The organism is Comamonas testosteroni TK102 (assembly GCF_000739375.1).
In the GTDB taxonomy this organism is placed as follows: domain Bacteria; phylum Pseudomonadota; class Gammaproteobacteria; order Burkholderiales; family Burkholderiaceae_C; genus Comamonas; species Comamonas brasiliensis.
Map to the genome: position 1 here is coordinate 215,710 of NZ_CP006704.1, position 18,329 is coordinate 234,038.

An 18,329-nucleotide genomic window follows, 5' to 3' on the forward strand; every position below is an offset into this window, starting at 1 on the left:
GCAATGTCTCCGCGCTGGGCGCCTAAGCCTGCCGGCAAGTCCGACAGCTGCTGCGCCATGCCCGGCAGACGCAATGCGTGCAGTTTTTTGCCGCTGACACCGGGCCTCGACCCGCTGCAGCGCTCTCCTGAACCGGCTGATTCACGCCAGCTTTCCTTCACATCCCACCGGAGCATTGCATGTTGCAAACCGACTCTCACCTGATGCGGGCCTACGCCCGCCAGCCCGTTTCTTTTGTGCGCGGACGTGGTGCGCGCCTCTGGGATGAGCAAGGGGTGGAATACCTGGACGCCATCGCCGGAGTGGCCGTCACCAGCCTGGGCCATGCCCATCCGGAGATAGCCGCCGTCATGGCCGATCAAGCCGCGACGCTGCTGCATACTTCCAACGTGTTCCGTGTCGACTGGCAAGAGCAACTGGGCCAGCGCTTGTGCACGCTGGCCGATATGGAGAAAGTGTTCTTCTGCAACTCGGGCGCCGAGGCCAACGAGACGGCTCTCAAGCTCGCCCGGTTGCACGGCCATCGCAAACAGGTGGCCGTGCCGCAAATCCTCGTCATGGAGAACGCTTTCCATGGTCGCACGCTGGCGACGCTCGCTGCCACTGGTAACGCAGCCAAGCAACAGGGCTTCGGGCCGCAGATGCCCGGCTTTGTGCGCGTGCCCTATGACGACATCGATGCGGTGCGCCAAGCGGCCCGGGAGACGCCGGACATCGTTGCCGTGCTGGTTGAGCCCGTACAGGGCGAAGGCGGTATCCGTGTCCCCAGCTCCGGCTACCTGCGTGCGCTGCGAGAGCTTTGCGACGCTCGGGGCTGGCTGTTGATGCTCGACGAGATCCAGACCGGCCTGGGCCGAACGGGGGCCTGGTTCGCACACCAGCACACCGCGATCACGCCCGATGTGATGACCCTGGCCAAGGCACTGGGCAACGGTGTCCCCATCGGCGCCTGCCTGGCGCGCGGCGCCGCCGCCGATCTGTTCTCCCCGGGCCAGCACGGCTCAACCTTCGGTGGTAATCCGCTGGCCTGCCGAGTCGCCTGCACCGTGCTCGACATCATGGCCAGAGACGATTTGGCGCAGCGGGCGGCCCTGCTGGGCGAGCGCATGTTGGCCGGGCTGCGGCGGGCTCTGGGCGAAATCCCTGGAGTACAGGCCATCCGAGGCATGGGTCTGATGGCTGGAATAGAGCTGGACCGCAGCTGTCAGGATCTGGTCGGCCGCGCACTGGCTGAACAGCGATTGTTGATAACCGTGACCCGTGAGCGCACGATTCGTCTGTTGCCGCCGCTGATCTGTGACGAAGCGCAGATTGACGACATCGTGGCTCGAGTTGCCAGTCTGTGCCATGACAGTGGCGCAAGCCACCACGCCCTCTAGCTCGCGCCTGCTGAGTCCGCAAAGAAGCCGCGGCCATGCAGCGGCTTCTTTGCGAGAGGCGGGCAGTCTTATCTGCCGGCACCCTCCACCAGCTTGGGCACGCGGGGAGCCACGGCGCACATCAGCTCATAGCCCAGCGTGCCGGCGGCAGCGGCCACCTCGTCGATGGGCAGCACGGCGCCATTGCTGGCGCGGCCCCAGAGCGTGACCTCGCTGCCCAGTCTGGCCTTGGGCACGGGGCTCAGGTCCACGGCCATCATGTCCATGCTGACGCGGCCCAGCGTGCGGGTGCGCACACCTTCCACCAGCACCGGCGTACCTGTGGGGCAGACGCGCGGATAGCCGTCCGCATAGCCGCAGGCCACCACACCCAGACGCAGCGGAGCGTCGCACTGGAAGCGCGAGCCATAGCCCACGGTATCGCCCGGCTGCAGCTCCTGAATGCCTATGATTTTTGACGACAGCGTCATGGTCGGCTCAAGCCCCCAGTGGGCCGCGTCGTGAGCGGGGAAGTCGGGCGAGCTGCCATAGAGCACGATGCCGGGGCGCACCCAGTCGCAGCGCACATTGCTCTCATCGCCATACAGCAAGGTGGCGGCGCTGTTGCTGATGCTGCGCTCGCCGGGCAGGTCCAGCGTGGTTTCGTGGAAGACCTTGAGCTGATGATCGATGCCATGCTCCACATCGGCATCGCTGAAATGGGTCATGAACGAGATCTCGTCGACCTGGGGCAGGGCGTTCAGCCGCGCATAAGCCGCACGAAAACGCTCGGGTGTAAAGCCCAGCCGGTTCATGCCGCTGTTCATCTTGAGGAAGACACGGTGGCCGACCTGGGTCTTGTGGGCGGCCAGCCAGTCGATCTGTTCGTCGCAGTGCACGGCATGCCAGATACCGAGGCGCGAGCAGATTTCCAGGTCGCGCAGCTCGAACACGCCTTCGAGCAGCAGGATGGGGCCGCGCCAGCCCAGTTGGCGCACGCGCTGTGCTTCATCCAGGTCCAGCATGGCAAAGCCGTCCGTCGCTCGCAGCCCCTCAAACACGTTTTCGATACCGTGGCCATAAGCGTTGGCTTTGATCACGGACCACAATTTGGCATCCGGGACGGCTTGCCGTACCCGCTCCAGATTGTGGCGAACGGCTTCAGGATGGATGGTGACAGTAATGGGACGAGGCATGGTTTTTCTCAATCAGACCAGTGGGATTCTGGCACTGTCAGCCGGAGCCTGCGTGATATAACCGCCAGTCACTTGCCACGGGGTCTCTTATTTCTTGGCATCGGTCCGCCCGGTGCCAGTTACAGCTAATTCATGAAGCGCGGTTTCTACACCATCATGTCAGCGCAGTTTTTCAGCTCGCTGGCAGACAACGCCTTGTTTGTGACCGCTGTAGAGCTGTTGCGTGCCAATGGTGCCCCGGAGTGGCAACGTGCTGCCCTGGTGCCCATGTTCGCACTGTTCTACGTGGTTCTGGCGCCCTTTGTCGGAGCCTTTGCGGATGCCTTGCCCAAGGGGCGGGTCATGTTCATCAGCAACGCCATCAAGGTGGTGGGCTGTCTGATGATGCTTTTCGGCCATCATCCGCTGATCGCCTACGCTGTCATCGGCCTGGGCGCAGCGGCCTATTCGCCGGCCAAGTACGGCATCCTGACCGAGCTGCTGCCGGCCTCCCAGCTGGTCAAGGCCAATGGCTGGATCGAGGGCCTGACCATCACCTCCATCATCTTGGGGGTGCTGGTGGGTGGCCAACTGGTGGGGCCGACCATCTCAGAGCATCTGCTGGGCTTTGACTTCCCGTATTTCAACACCGGCGTGGATAGCCCGGCAGAGGCAGCGATTGCCGTGCTGATCCTGATCTACATCGTGGCGGCCTGGTTCAATCTGCACATCCCGTTGACGGGCGTGGCCATGCGTCCGCTGCGTGAAGACCCGAGCAAGAGCCTGATGGCCAATCTGCTGGGCCTGCTGCCCGATTTCTGGCGCTGCAGCAAACGCCTGTGGGCTGACAAGCTGGGTCAGATCTCGCTGTCCACGACCACGCTGTTCTGGGGCGCATCGGGCAATTTGCGCTATATCGTGCTGGCCTGGGGCGCTGCGGCCCTGGGCTACAGCACCACCCAGGCATCGGCCCTGGTGGGGGTGGTCGCCATAGGCACGGCCGTCGGTGCGGTGCTGGCCTCCATGCGCATGCGCCTGGACAACGCCACGCGGGTGATTCCCATGGGCGTGCTCATGGGTCTGCTCGTGGTCTGCATGATCTTTATCGACAATCTCTGGGTGGCCGTGCCCTTCCTCATTCTGCTTGGCGGTCTGGGCGGTTTTCTGGTCGTGCCCATGAATGCGCTGCTGCAGCACCGCGGCCACAACCTCATGGGTGCGGGTCGCTCGATTGCGGTGCAGAACTTCAACGAGCAGCTGGCCATCCTGGCCATGGGCGGCTTCTACAGCCTGTCCACCAAAATGGGATTGACTGCTTTTGGTGCGATCACGGTATTCGGTCTGCTGGTCGCCGCTACCATGGTGCTGATCGGCCTCTGGCACTGGAATAACTGCAAAAAGCACCCGCAAGAGGTCGAGAAACTGCTGGACATCGCTCGTCGCGACTGCCATTGAAGCCCTGCAGCCGGCGCGCTGCATTCACTACACAATCAATAGCTTCTAGCGCTTGTAGGGTAAGCGTTAGAAGCCTTTTTTATGCATAGTCCACTGCCTGTATTTGCGCTGCTGCTCAATGCCCTGATCTGGGGTCTGTCATGGTGGCCGTTTCGTCTCATGCATGAGGCCGGACTGCATCCGCTTTGGGCCACGGCATTGATGTATGCACTGGTGCTGGCCGGTCTGCTGACACTGCGCCCGGCCAGCATCAGGCAGGCCTGGCAATACCCGGTGCTCCTGCTGCTGGCGGCCAGCTCGGGCCTGAACAACGTGGCCTTCAACTGGGCCGTGACCGTGGGTGACGTGGTGCGCGTCATCCTGCTGTTCTATCTCATGCCGGCCTGGGCGGTGCTGCTGGCCTGGAAGCTGCTGGGCGAAAAGCCCACGCCGATGGCGCTGCTGAGGCTGTTGCTGGCCTTTGGCGGTGTGGTGCTGGTGTTGCTGCCCGCCGATGCCTCGCTCTCCGGGCTGTTTGCCGGACTGACCCTGGCCGATGCGCTGGCCGTGTTTGGCGGCTTCATGTTCGCGCTGACCAATGTGCTGCTGCGCCGCTTTCAAGGCATTCCGGCCCAGGCCCGCATGCTGGCCATGTTTGCCGGCTGCATGAGCATGGGCCTGCTGACAGCCCTGACCGCCAGCAGCCTGGGCGTGGTGCCTGGCTTTCCGGCCTTTGACGGCAGCTGGGCCCTGGTGGCGCTGGGTCTGGCCGTGCTGCTGATGCTGGGCAACTGGGCCCTGCAATTCGGTGCCGCCCATCTGCCTTCGGGCGTGACCTCGGTGGTCATGCTCAGCGAAGTGGTGTTTGCCAGTGTCTCCTCGGTGCTGATCGCCCATGAGGCGCTTTCGGCGCGCACGCTGGCCGGTGGCGCCCTCATCATGGGTGCGGCGTTGCTGGCGACCTTGGGCAGAACCCCGAGAAAGTAGCCCGCCACGACACCAGAGCATCCTGCAGGAGCCGCGCCGCAGCGGAGCGCTGGCTGGGTTACAGGAGCTTGCCGGCCAGGATCAGGTATCCGGGCACCCAGCCCGTGAGCACGCCTTGCGCGATGCACAGCCAGCCCGTGGGGCGCTCAATGCTTTTCCTCAGGGCCAGCAGTGCGAAGAACAAGGCCCAGAGCACGGCCCAGGCGGCCCAATTGACGCCCATCCACCAGTCCAGCCCCGAGCTGGCGCTGGTCAGCGAATCCAGGGCCACGGGCACGGCGGTGATCGCCACGAAAAGGCTGAACCAGCCCAGACCCCGGCCGTCGGCACCGCTGAAGCGATTGAAAGCCACCCAGAGATAGGTGAAGGCAAACAGCAAGGTCAGAGCGCCGCTCTTGACCGATGCCGCATCGGCTGCCGGGCCGAAGATGCTGGCCAGACCGATGCATAGCGACACCACGCCGGTGAAGATGTTGATGACCCAGATTTCCTTGTCGGCAATCTTGCCCAGCATCCACAGGCCGTTGAGAAACAGCACCGCACCCACATAAAACAGCGACAAACCCAACCACATACAAAAGCTCCTTGGCTGCAGGCTGGTGCAGCGCGGCGAGGATTGTGGGGCCGTGCGGGGCGGGGCGTAACCCTGGGTGAACGCAAAAGAGTCTTGCGCCGTGGGTCGGGAATGGGCTCAGAACTCCCCATCCCGACCGCCGCGCAGACGGCGGTACAGCGTGCCGCGGGAGATGCCCAGGGCGCGGGCGGCCTGGGAGACATTGCCGCCATGCTGGTCCAGCGTCTCCCTGATCAGCTGTGCGCTGTGCTCGCGCAGCGTCGCGAGAGGCTGCGCCTCGGGGACATGCGTTGCTTCGGGGGCTAAGGGGCAGGCCTGGTCTTGCTCGCTGCTTGCGTCCAGGTGCGAGCCAAGGCCGTGCGAAGTTTGCAGATGCGCCTGCATCCAGATGCCCAGGCCGCTGGCCAGGCGCAGCGGCGCGGGGCCGGGCTGGCCGCTCAGTTGCAGCAAGCGCGGCAGATCAAGGCCCAGCAGCTCCTGCGCGTTGCACGCTGTATGTCCGGGCTGGCCGATGAGCTGGGCGGCGGTGCCGTTCATCCAGGCGACGTGGCCATCGGCGGCCACGCCCATCAGCGCCTGCAGCGGCGTATGCAGCAGGGCTGGCGTCACCTGAAAGCGCAGCACCAGATGCTCGTGCGACTGCGCCTGCAGCAAGGTGTTTTCGATGGTCGTGGCGTACATGCCGACCACGGGACTGGCGTCGAAGCTGAAATGCTGCTCCTCCACCATCAGATTGAGCACCCCGGCCAGGCGGCCGTGCACGTCGCGTATCGGTGCTGCTGCGCAGCGGAAGGCGTACAGCTCGTCGAAATAGTGCTCGCCGTTGGTGACGGTGCAGGCCTGGCCGGTGGCGGCGACGATGCCCGGTGCGGTCGTGCCCATGGCCTGCTCGGACATGTTCAGGCCGACTCTCTCGTCACGGGGCCGCATGGATGCCGGGGAGACATGGAGCACGATGCCCTTGTCATCCGTCAGCATCACGCGCGTGCCGGTGCCCGCCAGGGCCTGCTCCAGGGTCGGCAGCTCGTGCTGCAGCGCGAGCAGCAGGCCGCGGCAGCGCTCCTGCGTGGCATGCAGCCGGCTGGGGCTGACGGGAGCCAGAGCCAGCCGCCGTCCATTGCAATGCTGGCGCTGGCTGCGCAGCCAGGACTGGATGACCGCCTCGCTGACCAGGCCCGAGGGACGTATGCCGGCCTCGAAGAATTGACGGCGAGCCTGCAGGGCCCGCTCCGCTCCGGTGCTCGAGAAGCACTGCTGTAGCGCGTCCATCGCGCGTGGCTCATCAACGCTCATGTCATGTCCAGGCTGTTCGCAGGAGCGGTCAATGTGTTCCGCAATGGAACAGTTCGAGCCTGGGGAAATCCCGATCTTGAAGAAAAACAGGCGATACACCATGCTTTGCGGCATAGCAATCACAACAGGAGACCTCGATGGAACGGCTGATCGACAACTCTCATGGATGGCCGGGCCGCATGGTCTGGCTGCTGGCCGCCTGCCTGGGCAGCGCAGCGGCTTTTGCGCAAACCGGCCCTGCAGCGCAGGCTGCTGCTGCCGTGCAGCGCGTCGACGGCGATTTCATCCGCGCCAATGCCGCCAGGACGCCTGACTGGCCCACCATCGGCGTGGACTATGCCGAGACCCGCTACAGCCGCCTCGATCAGATCAATGCCGCCAACGTCAAGGACCTGGGCCTGGCATGGTCGTACAACCTCGAGTCCACGCGCGGCGTGGAGGCCACGCCTGTCGTGGTGGACGGCATCATGTATGTCAGCGCCTCATGGAGCGTGGTGCATGCCATCGACACCCGTACCGGCAACAGGATCTGGACCTATGACCCGCAGATCGACCGCAGCACCGGCTTCAAGGGGTGCTGCGACGTCGTCAACCGCGGCGTCGCGCTGTGGAAGGGCAAGGTCTATGTGGGGGCGTGGGATGGCCGCCTGATCGCGCTGGATGCCGCCACCGGCAAGGAGGTCTGGCACCAAAATACCTTCGAGGGGCAGAAGGGGTCGCTCACCATCACCGGCGCCCCGCGCGTGTTCAAGGGCAAGGTCATCATCGGCAACGGCGGCGCCGAATATGGCGTGCGCGGCTATATCACTGCCTATGACGCCGAGACCGGGGAGCGGAAATGGCGCTGGTTCAGCGTACCCGGCGATCCCTCCAAACCCTTCGAGGACGAGTCCATGAAGCGCGCCGCCAGGACCTGGGACCCCAGCGGCAAATGGTGGGAGGCCGGCGGCGGCGGCACCATGTGGGACAGCATGACCTTCGATGCCGAACTCAACACCATGTACGTGGGCACGGGCAATGGATCGCCCTGGTCGCACAAGGTGCGCAGCCCCAAGGGCGGCGACAACCTGTACCTGGCCTCCATCGTGGCCCTGGATCCCGACACCGGCAAATACAAGTGGCACTATCAGGAAACACCGGGCGACAACTGGGACTACACCTCCACCCAGCCCATGATCCTGGCCGACATCAAGATCGCCGGCAAGCCGCGCAAGGTCATACTGCATGCGCCCAAGAACGGCTTCTTCTTCGTGCTCGACCGCACCAATGGAAAGTTCATCTCGGCCAAGAACTTCGTGCCCGTGAACTGGGCCAGCGGCTACGACAAGCACGGCAAGCCCATCGGCATTGCCGCAGCGCGCGACGGCAGCAAGCCCCAGGACGCGGTGCCGGGCCCATATGGCGCGCACAACTGGCACCCCATGTCCTTCAACCCCCAGACGGGCCTGGTGTATCTGCCTGCGCAGAACGTGCCCGTCAACCTGATGGACGACAAGAAATGGGAGTTCAACCAGGCCGGACCGGGCAAGCCCCAGTCGGGCACCGGCTGGAACACGGCCAAGTTCTTCAATGCCGAGCCGCCCAAGAGCAAGCCCTTTGGTCGTCTGCTGGCCTGGGACCCCGTTGCGCAAAAGGCCGCCTGGAGCGTGGAGCATGTCTCGCCCTGGAACGGCGGCACGCTGACCACGGCGGGCAATGTGGTGTTCCAGGGAACGGCTGATGGCCGCCTCGTGGCCTATCACGCGGCCACGGGCGAGAAACTGTGGGAAGCGCCCACGGGCACCGGTGTGGTGGCCGCGCCCAGCACCTATATGGTGGACGGCAGGCAGTATGTCTCTGTGGCCGTGGGCTGGGGCGGTGTCTACGGTCTGGCTGCGCGCGCCACCGAGCGCCAGGGCCCGGGCACGGTCTATACCTTCGTCGTGGGCGGCAAGGCCAGGATGCCGGAGTTCGTGGCCCAGCGCACCGGCCAGTTGCTGCAGGGCGTGAAATACGACCCCGCCAAGGTCGAGGCCGGCACCATGCTGTATGTGGCCAACTGCGTTTTCTGTCACGGCGTGCCTGGCGTGGACCGTGGCGGAAACATTCCCAATCTGGGTTACATGGACGCGAGCTATATCGAGAACCTGCCAAACTTTGTCTTCAAGGGCCCGGCCATGGTGCGCGGCATGCCGGACTTCACGGGCAAGTTGTCGGGCGATGACGTGGAGTCCCTCAAGGCCTTCATCCAGGGCACGGCGGACGCCATCCGGCCCAAGCCCTGAAGCCAGCACTCCACCACGCCGGTGCGCCGGTGCGCCGGGCCGCCGGGCCGCCGGACCACCGGTGCGCCCGAGCCACGCACCGGCGGCCCCAGATCGCAAACCTCTTCTTTTGACTCGACACCAAGGAAATAGCCTTATGCAAGACCATCTGCAGTTCTACATCGACGGCCAATGGGTGAATCCGGTCAGCCCGCGCAGCCTGGAGGTCATCAATCCCTCCAACGAGCAGGCCATCGCCCGCATCAGCATGGGCTCGGCCGCCGACGTGGACAAGGCCGTGGCCGCCGCGCGCCGCGCCTTCGAGAGCTACTCGCGCACCAGCCGCGAAGAGCGCCTGGCCCTGCTGGCCAAGGTGCTGGAGGTCTACCAGCGTCGCTACGGCGACTTTGTGCAGACCATCTCGCAGGAGATGGGGGCGCCGCTGTGGCTGTCCAAGGCGGCACAGGCCGCCATGGGCGTGGCCCATCTGGGCTCCACCATCGAGGTCCTCAAGAACTTCGCCTTCGAACAGGTGCAGGGCAGCACGGCCGTCGTGCACGAGCCCGTGGGTGTGGTCGGCATGATCACGCCCTGGAACTGGCCCATCAACCAGATCATGTGCAAGGTCGCTCCGGCCCTGGCTGCCGGCTGCACCATGGTGCTCAAGCCCTCGGAGGTTGCGCCGCTCAATGCCCTGCTCGTGGCCGAGGTGCTGCACGAGGCGGGCGTGCCGGCCGGCGTCTTCAACCTCGTCAACGGCGACGGCCCCGGTGTGGGGGAAGCCATGTCCTCCCACCCCGACATAGACATGATGACCTTCACCGGCTCCACGCGCGCAGGCATTGCCGTGGCCAAGGCTGCGGCCGACAGCGTCAAGCGCGTGGCCCAGGAACTGGGCGGCAAGTCCGCCAACATCGTGCTGGATGACGCCAATCTGCAAAAGGCCGTGACCCAGGGCGTGCAGGCGGTGCTGATGAACTCGGGCCAGAGCTGCAATGCTCCCACGCGCATGTTCGTGCCGCGCGCCTTGCATGGGCAGGCCGTGGAGATTGCCCGTAGCGTCGCCGCCGCAGCGACCGTAGCCGATGCGCTGGCCGAGGGCATGCACATGGGCCCCGTGGTCAGCGAGGCGCAATGGGGCAAGATCCAGGCCCTGATCCGCAAGGGCATTGAAGAGGGCGCGACCCTGGTGGCAGGCGGTACAGGCCGCCCCGAGGGGCTGGCCCGGGGCTACTTTGTCAAACCCACGGTGTTTGCCGACGTGAGCAACGACATGACCATCGCGCGCGAGGAAATCTTCGGTCCCGTGCTGGTGATGATTCCCTTCGATGACGAGGAAGACGCCATCCGCATGGCCAACGACACGGTGTACGGCCTCTCGGGCTATGTGCAGTCGGGCAGCCTGGAGCGTGCGCGCCGCGTGGCCGCACGACTGCGCACAGGCATGGTCCACCTCAACGGTGCGGGGCCTGACTTCAATGCGCCGTTCGGCGGCTACAAGCAGTCAGGCAATGGCCGTGAATGGGGCGAGCATGGTTTCCGCGATTTCCTGGAAACCAAGGCCGTCATGGGCTACGGCGCGGCCTGACCTATTCAAAATCAATAGCTGCTGGCGCCTATCTGATGGGCGTCAGCAGCTTTTTTTATTGAATATTCTGCTGACGGCGACGCGCGCGTTCCAGCTGCTGGGCGACCTGGCGCGGGTTCATGCCGTACATCTCGGCGAACTCCTGCTCCGAAGTCTGGCCGCTGAGCTCGAAGGAGCGCAGCAGCGCCTCGTCCTTGGCGGCACGGGCGTCGGCCTCGGCCAGCGCATCGGCCACCAGGGCATTGGTCTTTTCGTCACGGCCCTGGACGCGCTCGGCGTATTCCTCGCGCGTGAGACCGGAGGCTTCGTAGGCGACGACGATACGGTTGCGCAGCTTGGGCGTCAGGTCTTCCTGCGTGCGCTGCTGGCGGCGGCGGAAGACTTCGATCAGCGCGTGGTGCACATGCTCGGGCAGCGTGGCTTCCACGGGCTGACCGCTCAGGTCATGGCGCTGCTGACCGCTGGCCATGGCCGCCAGATAGCGACCGGAGCGGGTGTGCTGCTGCAGCGCGCTCTTGAGTGCGTCCTTGTCCAGCTCCGGGTGGGCGGCCAGCAGGTCTTCAAAAATGCCGCGCTTGAAGGGCAGCAACTGCTCGCCGAACAGGGCTGGGTGCCACTGCGCCAGCTGCTCCAGCAAGGGGTGTTGCGGGCGTGCGGCCTGCGGGGTGGCTTTGGCGGCAGGAGCCGGGTTCTGGCGGCCACGGCCGCCTCGGCGCGAGCGTGAGCCGGGCTGCGAGTCCTGCACGCTGTGCTGCGATGCCGCTTGCGTGGCTTTCTGCTCTTGTGATTCAGACACGATTTCAGTCATGGCAAAGCCCGTGGGCCTGGGAAAACAAAACCCCCAATCATGCCAGCATTGCAAACTGCAGTGGCATGCGGGGGTGTCAGCCGGTGGCCAGCGCCTGATCCAGCAGCTCCACCCAGTGCATGACCGGGACCTCGGTGCCGTTTTGCAGATGGACGATACAGCCCATATTGGCCGAGAGAATCGCCGCCGGCTTTTCGGGCGCGAACGGCTCGTCCAGTGCTGCGATCTTGCGGTCTCGCAACTGGTGCGAGATGTCGGGCTGCAGCACCGAGTAGGTGCCGGCAGAGCCGCAGCACAGATGGGATTCGGTGCGCGCCACGCGCAGATCGAAGCCCAGCTCGCGCAGGCCCGCCTCCACGCCGCCACGCAGTTTCTGCCCATGCTGCAGCGTGCAGGGCGGGTGGTAGGCCACGGGGGCCCGGGGCGCGGTGATGCGGTCCTTGAGCTTGTCCACCAGCTCGGGCAGCATGTCGGGCAGCAATTCGCTGAGGTCGCGGGTCAAGGCGCTGATGCGCGCGGCCTTGTCGGCGTATTGCGGCTCCAGCCGCAGCAGATGGGCGTACTCCTTGACGGTGACACCACAGCCCGAGGCGTTCATCACGATCGCCTCGACTTCGCCGCGTTCCACCAGCGGCCACCAGGCGTCGATATTGGCGCGCATCTGGGCTTTGCCGCCGTCCTGGTCGTTGAGGTGGAATTTCACCGCGCCGCAGCAACCGGCCTTGTCGGCAATCACGGTCTGCACGCCCACGGCGTCCAGCACGCGGGCCGTTGCGTAGTTGATGCGCGGCATCATGGCAGGCTGCACGCAGCCTGCCAGCAGCAGCACCTTGCGCGCATGCTCGCGCACGGGCCAGGCCCCGGCATCCTGGGCGGCTGGTATCTTCTCGCCCAGGGACTCGGGCAGCAGGCCTTTCACGGCGCGGCCCAGCTTCAACGCGGGGGCGAACAGCGGGGAATTCATGCCCTCCTTGAGCAGCCAGCGCTGCAGCTTCTCGCCCGTGGGGCGCTCGACCTGTTCATCGACGATCTTGCGGCCGATGTCGACCAGATGGCCGTACTGCACGCCGCTGGGGCAGGTGGATTCGCAGTTTCGGCAGGTCAGGCAGCGGTCCAGGTGCAGTTGCGTGGACCGCGTGGGCGTCTGGCCTTCGAGCACTTGCTTGATCAGATAGATGCGGCCGCGCGGGCCGTCCAGCTCATCGCCCAGGGTCTGGTAGGTGGGGCAGGTGGCGGTGCAGAAGCCGCAATGCACGCATTTGCGCAAAATGGCTTCGGCTTCCTGGCCTTCTGGCGTGGCACGGTATTCGGGCGCGAGATTGGTTTGCATGGGGTGCTGTCCTTGTTCTTACCAATGCGCCGAGAGACGGTTCACATTGAGAATGCCGGCGGGGTCGAAGGCCTGCTTGAGGCGGGCATGCAGCTGTGCCGATGTGCGGCCTGCCGGGCTGGCCTGTGCATGCGTGTCGAGATCGCTATTGGCGCTTGTCTGGCTGCCTTCCTCGGCCCTGAAAAGCGAGGCGGAACCACCGGCTGCCTGCGCCAGCTGCTGCAAGGCTGCTGCGGCCGAACGCGGGGCCTGCACCCAGCGCTGTGCGCCATGCCAGTCGATCAAGGGGCCGATGGCATCGCCGGGCAATTGCAGCGGTGCTGCGGTCGCGGGAACGGACAGACGCCACAGACAATGATCGGCAGCGCGCTGCTGGAACCAGGGCAGGCTCAGATCGCGGCTGGCGCTCCAGTCGGCGGCAACGGCATCGTTGTCCAGCCGCTCGCCACCCAGGCGCAGCGTGGCGGCCTGAACGGCGGCGCGGGCGCCGCGCAGTCGCAGATACAGCGTGCCCTTGCCGTCTTCTTCCAGCCAGTTGCTGGCATTGAGCGGCAGAGGCTGGCCGCCCCAGTGATTGAGCCAGTCCAGAGCCTGCGCCTGGCTGCAGGCGTCAAAGCGTAGCGTGGCCTCGGCCGGAGCCACGGGCAGGACCTTGAGGCTGACCTCGGTGATCAGACCCAGCGTGCCCCAGCTGCCCGTCATCAGGCGCGAGACGTCATAGCCGGCCACATTCTTCATGACCTGGCCGCCGTAGCGCAGCAGCTCGCCCTGGCCGTTGATCATCTCCAGGCCCAGCACAAAGTCACGTACTGCACCCACGCTGGCACGCGACGGGCCGGACAGGCCTGCTGCGACCATGCCGCCCACGGTGCTGGCGGCGCCGAGGTGCGGCGGCTCGAAAGCCAGGCACTGACCCTGGGCGGCCAAGCCCGCTTCCAGCTCGGCCAGCGGCGTGCCGGCGCGCACGGTGACCACCAGCTCGCTGGGCTCGTAGCTGACGATGCCACTGAGCGCGCGCGTGGACAGCGGCTCGCCCTGCAGGCGCAGGCCGTAGAAGTCCTTGCTGCCGCCGCCGCAGATGCGCAGCGGGGTCTTGTCACTGGCAGCGGCGCGAATGCGCTCGCTGAGCTGATTGATTTGGCTGGTGGCTGAATCCATGGCCTGCATGGTAGCCGGGGTGCCCCCGGGGCAGGAAGGGCCGATCTTTGATTTTTTTGAAAAGCAGGCGTGAATAAAAAAAGCCCCGCAGCTTGCACTGCGGGGCAACGTAATGAAACTGAACTTGCGAAGAGCCTGCCGCTTAGCGGGTGTAGGCCACCTCACCATGGGAAGTGATGTCCAGGCCTTGGCGTTCGGACTCTTCCGAGACACGCAGACCCACGGTCAGATCGGCAATCTTGTAGGCCACGTAGGAGACCACGCCGGACCAGACGATGGTCACCAGCACGCTCTCGACCTGCACCCACAGCTGATGGGCCATGTTGTAGCCCTCGGGCTCGATACCGCCCAGGCCCTTGGCGCAGAACACGCCGGTCAGGATGGCACCCAGGATACCGCCGACACCGTGGACACCGAACACGTCGCAGACGTCGTCGACCTTGAGCATGTGCTTCAGGCCGGAGACGCCCCAGAAGCACAGAGGGCCGGCGATGATGCCCATGACGATGGAGCCCATGGGGCCGACGAAACCGGCGGCGGGCGTGATGGTCACCAGACCGGCCGCGGCACCCGAGGCGGCGCCCAGCATGGAGGCCTTGCCGCGCAGCAGCGCTTCGGCCACGATCCAGGAGATGGCGGCAGCGCCGGTCGCCAGGATGGTGTTGATGAAGGCCAGGCCGGCAATGCCGTTGGCGGCACCGGCAGAGCCGGCGTTGAAGCCGAACCAGCCCACCCACAGCAGGGAAGCGCCCACCATGGTCAGCGTCAGGCTGTGCGGAGGCAGGGCTTCCTTGCCGAAGCCGATGCGCTTGCCCAGCATGTAGGCACCCACCAGGCCAGCCACGGCTGCGTTGATGTGCACCACGGTGCCGCCCGCGAAGTCCAGCGCGCCATCGGCACCCAGCAGACCGCCGCCCCACACCATGTGGGCCATGGGGATGTAGCTGAAGGTGAACCACAGCACGGAGAACACGATCACGGCCGCGAACTTGATGCGCTCGGCAAACGCCCCCACGATCAGCGCCACGGTGATGGCCGCGAAGGTGGACTGGAAGGCCACGAACACGTATTCGGGGATGGTCTTGAGCATGGACGACAGCGTGTCAGGCGTGATGCCCATGAGGAACAGCTTGTCGAAGCCCGCGAAGAACTTGCCCTCGCCGCCAAAGGCCAGCGAGTAGCCATAGATGGCCCACAGCACGGTGATCAGCGAAAAGATCACGAAGACCTGTGCCAGCACGGACAACATGTTCTTGCTGCGTACCAGACCGCCGTAGAACAGCGCCAGGCCGGGGATGACCATCAGGATCACCAGCATGGTCGAGGTCAGCATCCAGGCGGTATCGCCGGCGCTCAGGGTGGGAACAGCCTCGGCTGCGGCTTCGGCCACAGGTGCTGCGGCGGCGGCAGCGGTGGCGGCTTCCTGGGCAAAGCCAGCAGCGCTTGCAGCCAGCAGGCCCAGTCCCAGGCCTGCGCTCAGTAATTTCTTGGTCATGGCAATCTTTCTCAAAACGGTTCCAGAGAGACTGGGCCTTTACAGGGCCGCGTCGCCGGTTTCTCCTGTACGGATACGGATCGACTGCTCCAGCGCCTGCACAAAGATCTTGCCGTCGCCGATCTTGCCGGTGCGGGCCGCGCCCTCGATGGCGTCGATGGCGGCGTCCACCAGATCGTCGGCAATCGCGGCCTCGATCTTCAGCTTGGGCAGAAAGTCCACCACGTACTCGGCACCGCGGTACAGCTCGGTGTGACCTTTCTGACGGCCAAAGCCCTTGACTTCGGTCACGGTGATGCCTTGGACACCGATTTGGGAAAGAGCTTCACGCACTTCGTCGAGCTTGAAGGGTTTGATGATGGCGATCACCATTTTCATGACGGGCTCCTGAAAAATTAGAAAGTCTTGGAGAGCGTCAGAATCAGACGCGCCTTGTTCACATCGCCGAAGTAGGCCTTCTTGTTGGCGCCGGTCACCGCTGCTGCAGCAGAGAAGCCGTCGCCCAGGTCATAGGCACCACCGACGCTGTAGTCCACATAGTTGGGAACGCCCAGGTCCTTGATGTCGCTGGAGAAATGGGTGTAACCAACTGATGCTTTCAGTGTCACCTTGGGCATCACTTCCTGGCTGTAGGAGAACTGCAGATAACCGGTGTTGCGACCCTTGAGACCCGAGCCGGCCTTGGCGCCAGCCCAGCCGAAGTAGTCCTTGGACACCGTGTGCGAGTACTTGGCCGTGAATGGGCCATAGGTGCCGGAGCCGTAGATCTCGGTGGTGTTGCCGTTGGCATTGCCCGAGTAGACATAGGTCAGCATGCCCACGTCCCAGTCCACATCGGCGGCCTTGAACTTGTAGCCGCCGTAGAAGTCGGTTTCCAGCGAGTTGCCGGGCAGCCAGTCCACGGAGGAGTTCCAGTTGCCGACGTAGAAGCCGCTGTCGCCGAACGTGTAGTCGAAACCACCTTGCAGCGCAGGCTTGATGGCCTTGGTGCGGCTGGCGTCCTGGTCCTGACCGCGGAACTTGTAGTTGGTGGTCAGGGCAACGTTGGCGGAGAGCTGGGCATGGGCCCACATGGGGGCGACAACGGCGCAGGCCAGGGCGGCGGTCTTGGCGAAAGTCTTGAAACGGCTTGCAGCGGGACTAGGCATTCAGGGTTCCTCCGGTTTGAAAATTTCGTGGCAAAAATCTCGGATGAACTCTCAAAGCACAGACCGTGCCAGTCTCTGCGGCCGCTGCGGCGCGGTGTGCAGTCATCGGCCTCAAACAGGCAGCGGGCCATAGCTGCCGAGTACAAAAAGCTACGAATTTTCACAATCACTGAGCGCAACTTTCGCCACCTGGCTGGCGGTCTGGATGGATTGCACCAAGATGGTGCGTTTTTGCGATGCACCGCCGTGGCCCGGCTTTTGCGCAGCTTTTTGCACCAAACAGGTGATTTGCAAGTGAGTGCATGCTCTTTGTTCGAGCGCAGACGCAAAAAAGCCCATCGCCAGGGCGATGGGCTTGCAGGTCGCGCGCCGCTCAGAAGCTGGCCTGCGGCAGGTCTGCCTTGGTGAATACCAGCGAGACCTTGGCTTCCTCGGGAATCGGCGGCAAGTCCTGATTCCAATGCTCCCAGGCGCTGCGCAGTTCGGCCAGCTTCCGGGGCTCACGATCACGCAGATTGGCGCGCTCGCGCGGGTCGTTGCCGATGTGGAACAGGTACTCGATGCCCTCGATCTGCAGATATTTCCAGTCGCCGCGTATCAAGGCCTTTTGCTCGCGGTGCTTCATGCGCCAGGCCAGGTCGCGCTCGGGCATCCAGCGTTGATCCTGCATCAGGGGCAGCAGGCTGATGCCGTCCAGCGGATAGTCGGCATGTGCGGCTACGCCCGCTGCAGCCAGGAAGGTGGCCGACCAGTCCATGGTCAGGCTGGGCGTGTCGCAGACGGCTCCGGCCGTCATGCGCGCCGGCCAGCGGGCCAGCAAAGGCACGCGGATGCCGCCTTCGAGCAGGTCCATCTTCTGGCCCACGAAAGGCCAGGTATTGGAGAAGCGCTCGCCGCCGTTGTCGCTGGTGAAGACGATGAGCGTGTTCTCGCTCATGCCTTTTTCCTCCAGCGCATCCAGCAGCCAGCCGATGCCTTCGTCCATGTGATGGATCATGCGCTGATAGGTGTCGATGGAGCCGCCGTCGATATGCTTGCCCATGCCTTGCAGGCGTTCGGACTCGGCGCGGTCCTCGCGCGTCAGCCAGGGCCAGTGCGGCGCGCTGTAGTGCAGCGAGAGGTAGAAGGGCTGCTCGGCCGTCTGGCGCTTGACGAAGTCCACGGCGCGGCGGCTCAGCAGGTCGGTCAGGTAGCCGTCTTCGGTGTGCGGCTCCTCGTTGCGCCAGAAGTCGGGGCGCCCGCGCGGATCGCAGTGGGCGAAGTAGTCGGCGCCGCCGGCATGAAAGCCGTAGAACTCCTCGTAGCCCGACAGGCGCGGGCCGAAATGCGGCGGGTAGCCCAGATGCCATTTTCCGACCAGGGCCGTGGCATAGCCGGCATCGCGCAGCAGCGAGGCCACCGTGGGGTGATCGGGCGGCAGACCCAGCACCTTGTCGCCATGCACACTGGCGATGGGTTCCTCGGCCGCACCGCGCAGTCGGTACTGCCAGCGGCCCGTGGCCAGCGCAAAGCGCGTGGGCGAGCACACCGAGGAGTTGGAATAGCCGCGCGTGAAGCGCAGGCCCTGGGCGGCCATGGCGTCCAGGCGCGGCGAGACGTCGGTGGCGTTGTTGTGTGCATCGCGCGCACCGGTGCAGCCCAGGTCGGCATAGCCGAGGTCATCGGCCAGGATGAAGATCAGATTGGGGCGGGAGTCGGTCATGGGAGAGCGGGGAACATTCAAAAACAGGAGCTTCTA

General features: G+C 64.9%; 15 protein-coding genes. 5 read left to right on the forward strand and 10 right to left on the reverse strand.

Annotated features, from left to right (window positions below):
• The first annotated feature begins 179 nt into the window (after positions 1 to 179).
• On the forward strand, positions 180 to 1,379 hold the full coding sequence (locus O987_RS00915; protein WP_043370504.1) for an aspartate aminotransferase family protein: 1,200 nt from the start codon (positions 180 to 182) through the stop codon (positions 1,377 to 1,379).
• A 68-nt stretch (positions 1,380 to 1,447) separates the two neighbouring features.
• Here O987_RS00915 and alr read toward each other — a convergent pair whose 3' ends face one another.
• Positions 1,448 to 2,554 (reverse strand): alanine racemase, encoded by a 1,107-nt coding sequence (gene alr / locus O987_RS00920; RefSeq protein ID WP_043370505.1) that lies wholly within the window; start codon positions 2,552 to 2,554, stop codon positions 1,448 to 1,450.
• Between the two features lie 132 nt (positions 2,555 to 2,686).
• Here alr and lplT point away from each other — a divergent pair, with 132 nt between their 5' ends.
• Both lplT and O987_RS00930 read left to right on the forward strand, forming a co-directional pair.
• On the forward strand, positions 2,687 to 3,988 hold the full coding sequence (gene lplT, locus O987_RS00925) for a lysophospholipid transporter LplT (protein ID WP_043370506.1): 1,302 nt from the start codon (positions 2,687 to 2,689) through the stop codon (positions 3,986 to 3,988).
• Between the two features lie 81 nt (positions 3,989 to 4,069).
• Positions 4,070 to 4,954, forward strand: coding sequence for a DMT family transporter (locus O987_RS00930; protein WP_003059657.1), 885 nt, complete (start codon positions 4,070 to 4,072; stop codon positions 4,952 to 4,954).
• A 58-nt stretch (positions 4,955 to 5,012) separates the two neighbouring features.
• Here the strand turns inward: O987_RS00930 and O987_RS00935 are convergent, their stop codons facing one another.
• Both O987_RS00935 and O987_RS00940 read right to left on the reverse strand, forming a co-directional pair.
• Complete coding sequence (locus O987_RS00935; protein ID WP_043370508.1) at positions 5,013 to 5,528, reverse strand: AmiS/UreI family transporter; 516 nt, start codon at positions 5,526 to 5,528, stop codon at positions 5,013 to 5,015.
• 117 nt (positions 5,529 to 5,645) lie between these two features.
• Complete coding sequence (locus O987_RS00940) at positions 5,646 to 6,797, reverse strand: helix-turn-helix domain-containing protein (RefSeq protein ID WP_043375988.1); 1,152 nt, start codon at positions 6,795 to 6,797, stop codon at positions 5,646 to 5,648.
• Between the two features lie 161 nt (positions 6,798 to 6,958).
• Between O987_RS00940 and O987_RS00945 the strand changes: the two genes are divergently transcribed.
• On the forward strand, positions 6,959 to 9,085 hold the full coding sequence (locus O987_RS00945; protein ID WP_043370509.1) for a PQQ-dependent dehydrogenase, methanol/ethanol family: 2,127 nt from the start codon (positions 6,959 to 6,961) through the stop codon (positions 9,083 to 9,085).
• 136 nt (positions 9,086 to 9,221) lie between these two features.
• The gene (locus O987_RS00950; protein ID WP_003059653.1) at positions 9,222 to 10,652 is read left to right on the forward strand and encodes an aldehyde dehydrogenase family protein; all 1,431 of its coding nucleotides are present in this window, start codon (positions 9,222 to 9,224) and stop codon (positions 10,650 to 10,652) included.
• Positions 10,653 to 10,707: 55 nt separating this feature from the next.
• Here the strand turns inward: O987_RS00950 and O987_RS00955 are convergent, their stop codons facing one another.
• From O987_RS00955 to O987_RS00985, 7 genes are all read right to left on the reverse strand, one after another.
• Positions 10,708 to 11,460: a ProQ/FinO family protein gene (locus O987_RS00955; protein WP_051962101.1), complete on the reverse strand. Its 753-nt coding sequence runs from the start codon at positions 11,458 to 11,460 to the stop codon at positions 10,708 to 10,710.
• 76 nt (positions 11,461 to 11,536) lie between these two features.
• On the reverse strand, positions 11,537 to 12,790 hold the full coding sequence (gene glcF, locus O987_RS00960) for a glycolate oxidase subunit GlcF (protein WP_043370513.1): 1,254 nt from the start codon (positions 12,788 to 12,790) through the stop codon (positions 11,537 to 11,539).
• Between the two features lie 18 nt (positions 12,791 to 12,808).
• Positions 12,809 to 13,957: a glycolate oxidase subunit GlcE gene (gene glcE / locus O987_RS00965; protein ID WP_003059650.1), complete on the reverse strand. Its 1,149-nt coding sequence runs from the start codon at positions 13,955 to 13,957 to the stop codon at positions 12,809 to 12,811.
• 133 nt (positions 13,958 to 14,090) lie between these two features.
• The gene (amt, locus tag O987_RS00970; RefSeq protein ID WP_043370515.1) at positions 14,091 to 15,443 is read right to left on the reverse strand and encodes an ammonium transporter; all 1,353 of its coding nucleotides are present in this window, start codon (positions 15,441 to 15,443) and stop codon (positions 14,091 to 14,093) included.
• 39 nt (positions 15,444 to 15,482) lie between these two features.
• Positions 15,483 to 15,821 (reverse strand): P-II family nitrogen regulator, encoded by a 339-nt coding sequence (gene glnK / locus O987_RS00975; protein WP_003059648.1) that lies wholly within the window; start codon positions 15,819 to 15,821, stop codon positions 15,483 to 15,485.
• Positions 15,822 to 15,838: 17 nt separating this feature from the next.
• Positions 15,839 to 16,591 (reverse strand): TorF family putative porin, encoded by a 753-nt coding sequence (locus O987_RS00980; protein ID WP_003059647.1) that lies wholly within the window; start codon positions 16,589 to 16,591, stop codon positions 15,839 to 15,841.
• 373 nt (positions 16,592 to 16,964) lie between these two features.
• Positions 16,965 to 18,293, reverse strand: a complete 1,329-nt coding sequence (locus O987_RS00985) for a sulfatase (RefSeq protein WP_003059646.1) — start codon at positions 18,291 to 18,293, stop codon at positions 16,965 to 16,967.
• Positions 18,294 to 18,329 lie beyond the last annotated feature (36 nt).

Bases quoted from the DNA above. Each gene is read 5' to 3' on its own strand.
- O987_RS00980 (WP_003059647.1), bottom strand. From the start codon at position 16,591: ATGCCTAGTCCCGCTGCAAGCCGTTTCAAGACTTTCGCCAAGACCGCC.
- O987_RS00935 (WP_043370508.1), bottom strand. From the start codon at position 5,528: ATGTGGTTGGGTTTGTCGCTGTTTTATGTGGGTGCGGTGCTGTTTCTC.
- O987_RS00940 (WP_043375988.1), bottom strand. From the start codon at position 6,797: ATGGACGCGCTACAGCAGTGCTTCTCGAGCACCGGAGCGGAGCGGGCC.
- O987_RS00950 (WP_003059653.1), top strand. From the start codon at position 9,222: ATGCAAGACCATCTGCAGTTCTACATCGACGGCCAATGGGTGAATCCG.
- glnK (WP_003059648.1), bottom strand. From the start codon at position 15,821: ATGAAAATGGTGATCGCCATCATCAAACCCTTCAAGCTCGACGAAGTG.
- alr (WP_043370505.1), bottom strand. From the start codon at position 2,554: ATGCCTCGTCCCATTACTGTCACCATCCATCCTGAAGCCGTTCGCCAC.
- O987_RS00945 (WP_043370509.1), top strand. From the start codon at position 6,959: ATGGAACGGCTGATCGACAACTCTCATGGATGGCCGGGCCGCATGGTC.
- amt (WP_043370515.1), bottom strand. From the start codon at position 15,443: ATGACCAAGAAATTACTGAGCGCAGGCCTGGGACTGGGCCTGCTGGCT.
- glcE (WP_003059650.1), bottom strand. From the start codon at position 13,957: ATGCAGGCCATGGATTCAGCCACCAGCCAAATCAATCAGCTCAGCGAG.
- O987_RS00985 (WP_003059646.1), bottom strand. From the start codon at position 18,293: ATGACCGACTCCCGCCCCAATCTGATCTTCATCCTGGCCGATGACCTC.
- O987_RS00915 (WP_043370504.1), top strand. From the start codon at position 180: ATGTTGCAAACCGACTCTCACCTGATGCGGGCCTACGCCCGCCAGCCC.
- lplT (WP_043370506.1), top strand. From the start codon at position 2,687: ATGAAGCGCGGTTTCTACACCATCATGTCAGCGCAGTTTTTCAGCTCG.
- glcF (WP_043370513.1), bottom strand. From the start codon at position 12,790: ATGCAAACCAATCTCGCGCCCGAATACCGTGCCACGCCAGAAGGCCAG.
- O987_RS00955 (WP_051962101.1), bottom strand. From the start codon at position 11,460: ATGACTGAAATCGTGTCTGAATCACAAGAGCAGAAAGCCACGCAAGCG.
- O987_RS00930 (WP_003059657.1), top strand. From the start codon at position 4,070: ATGCATAGTCCACTGCCTGTATTTGCGCTGCTGCTCAATGCCCTGATC.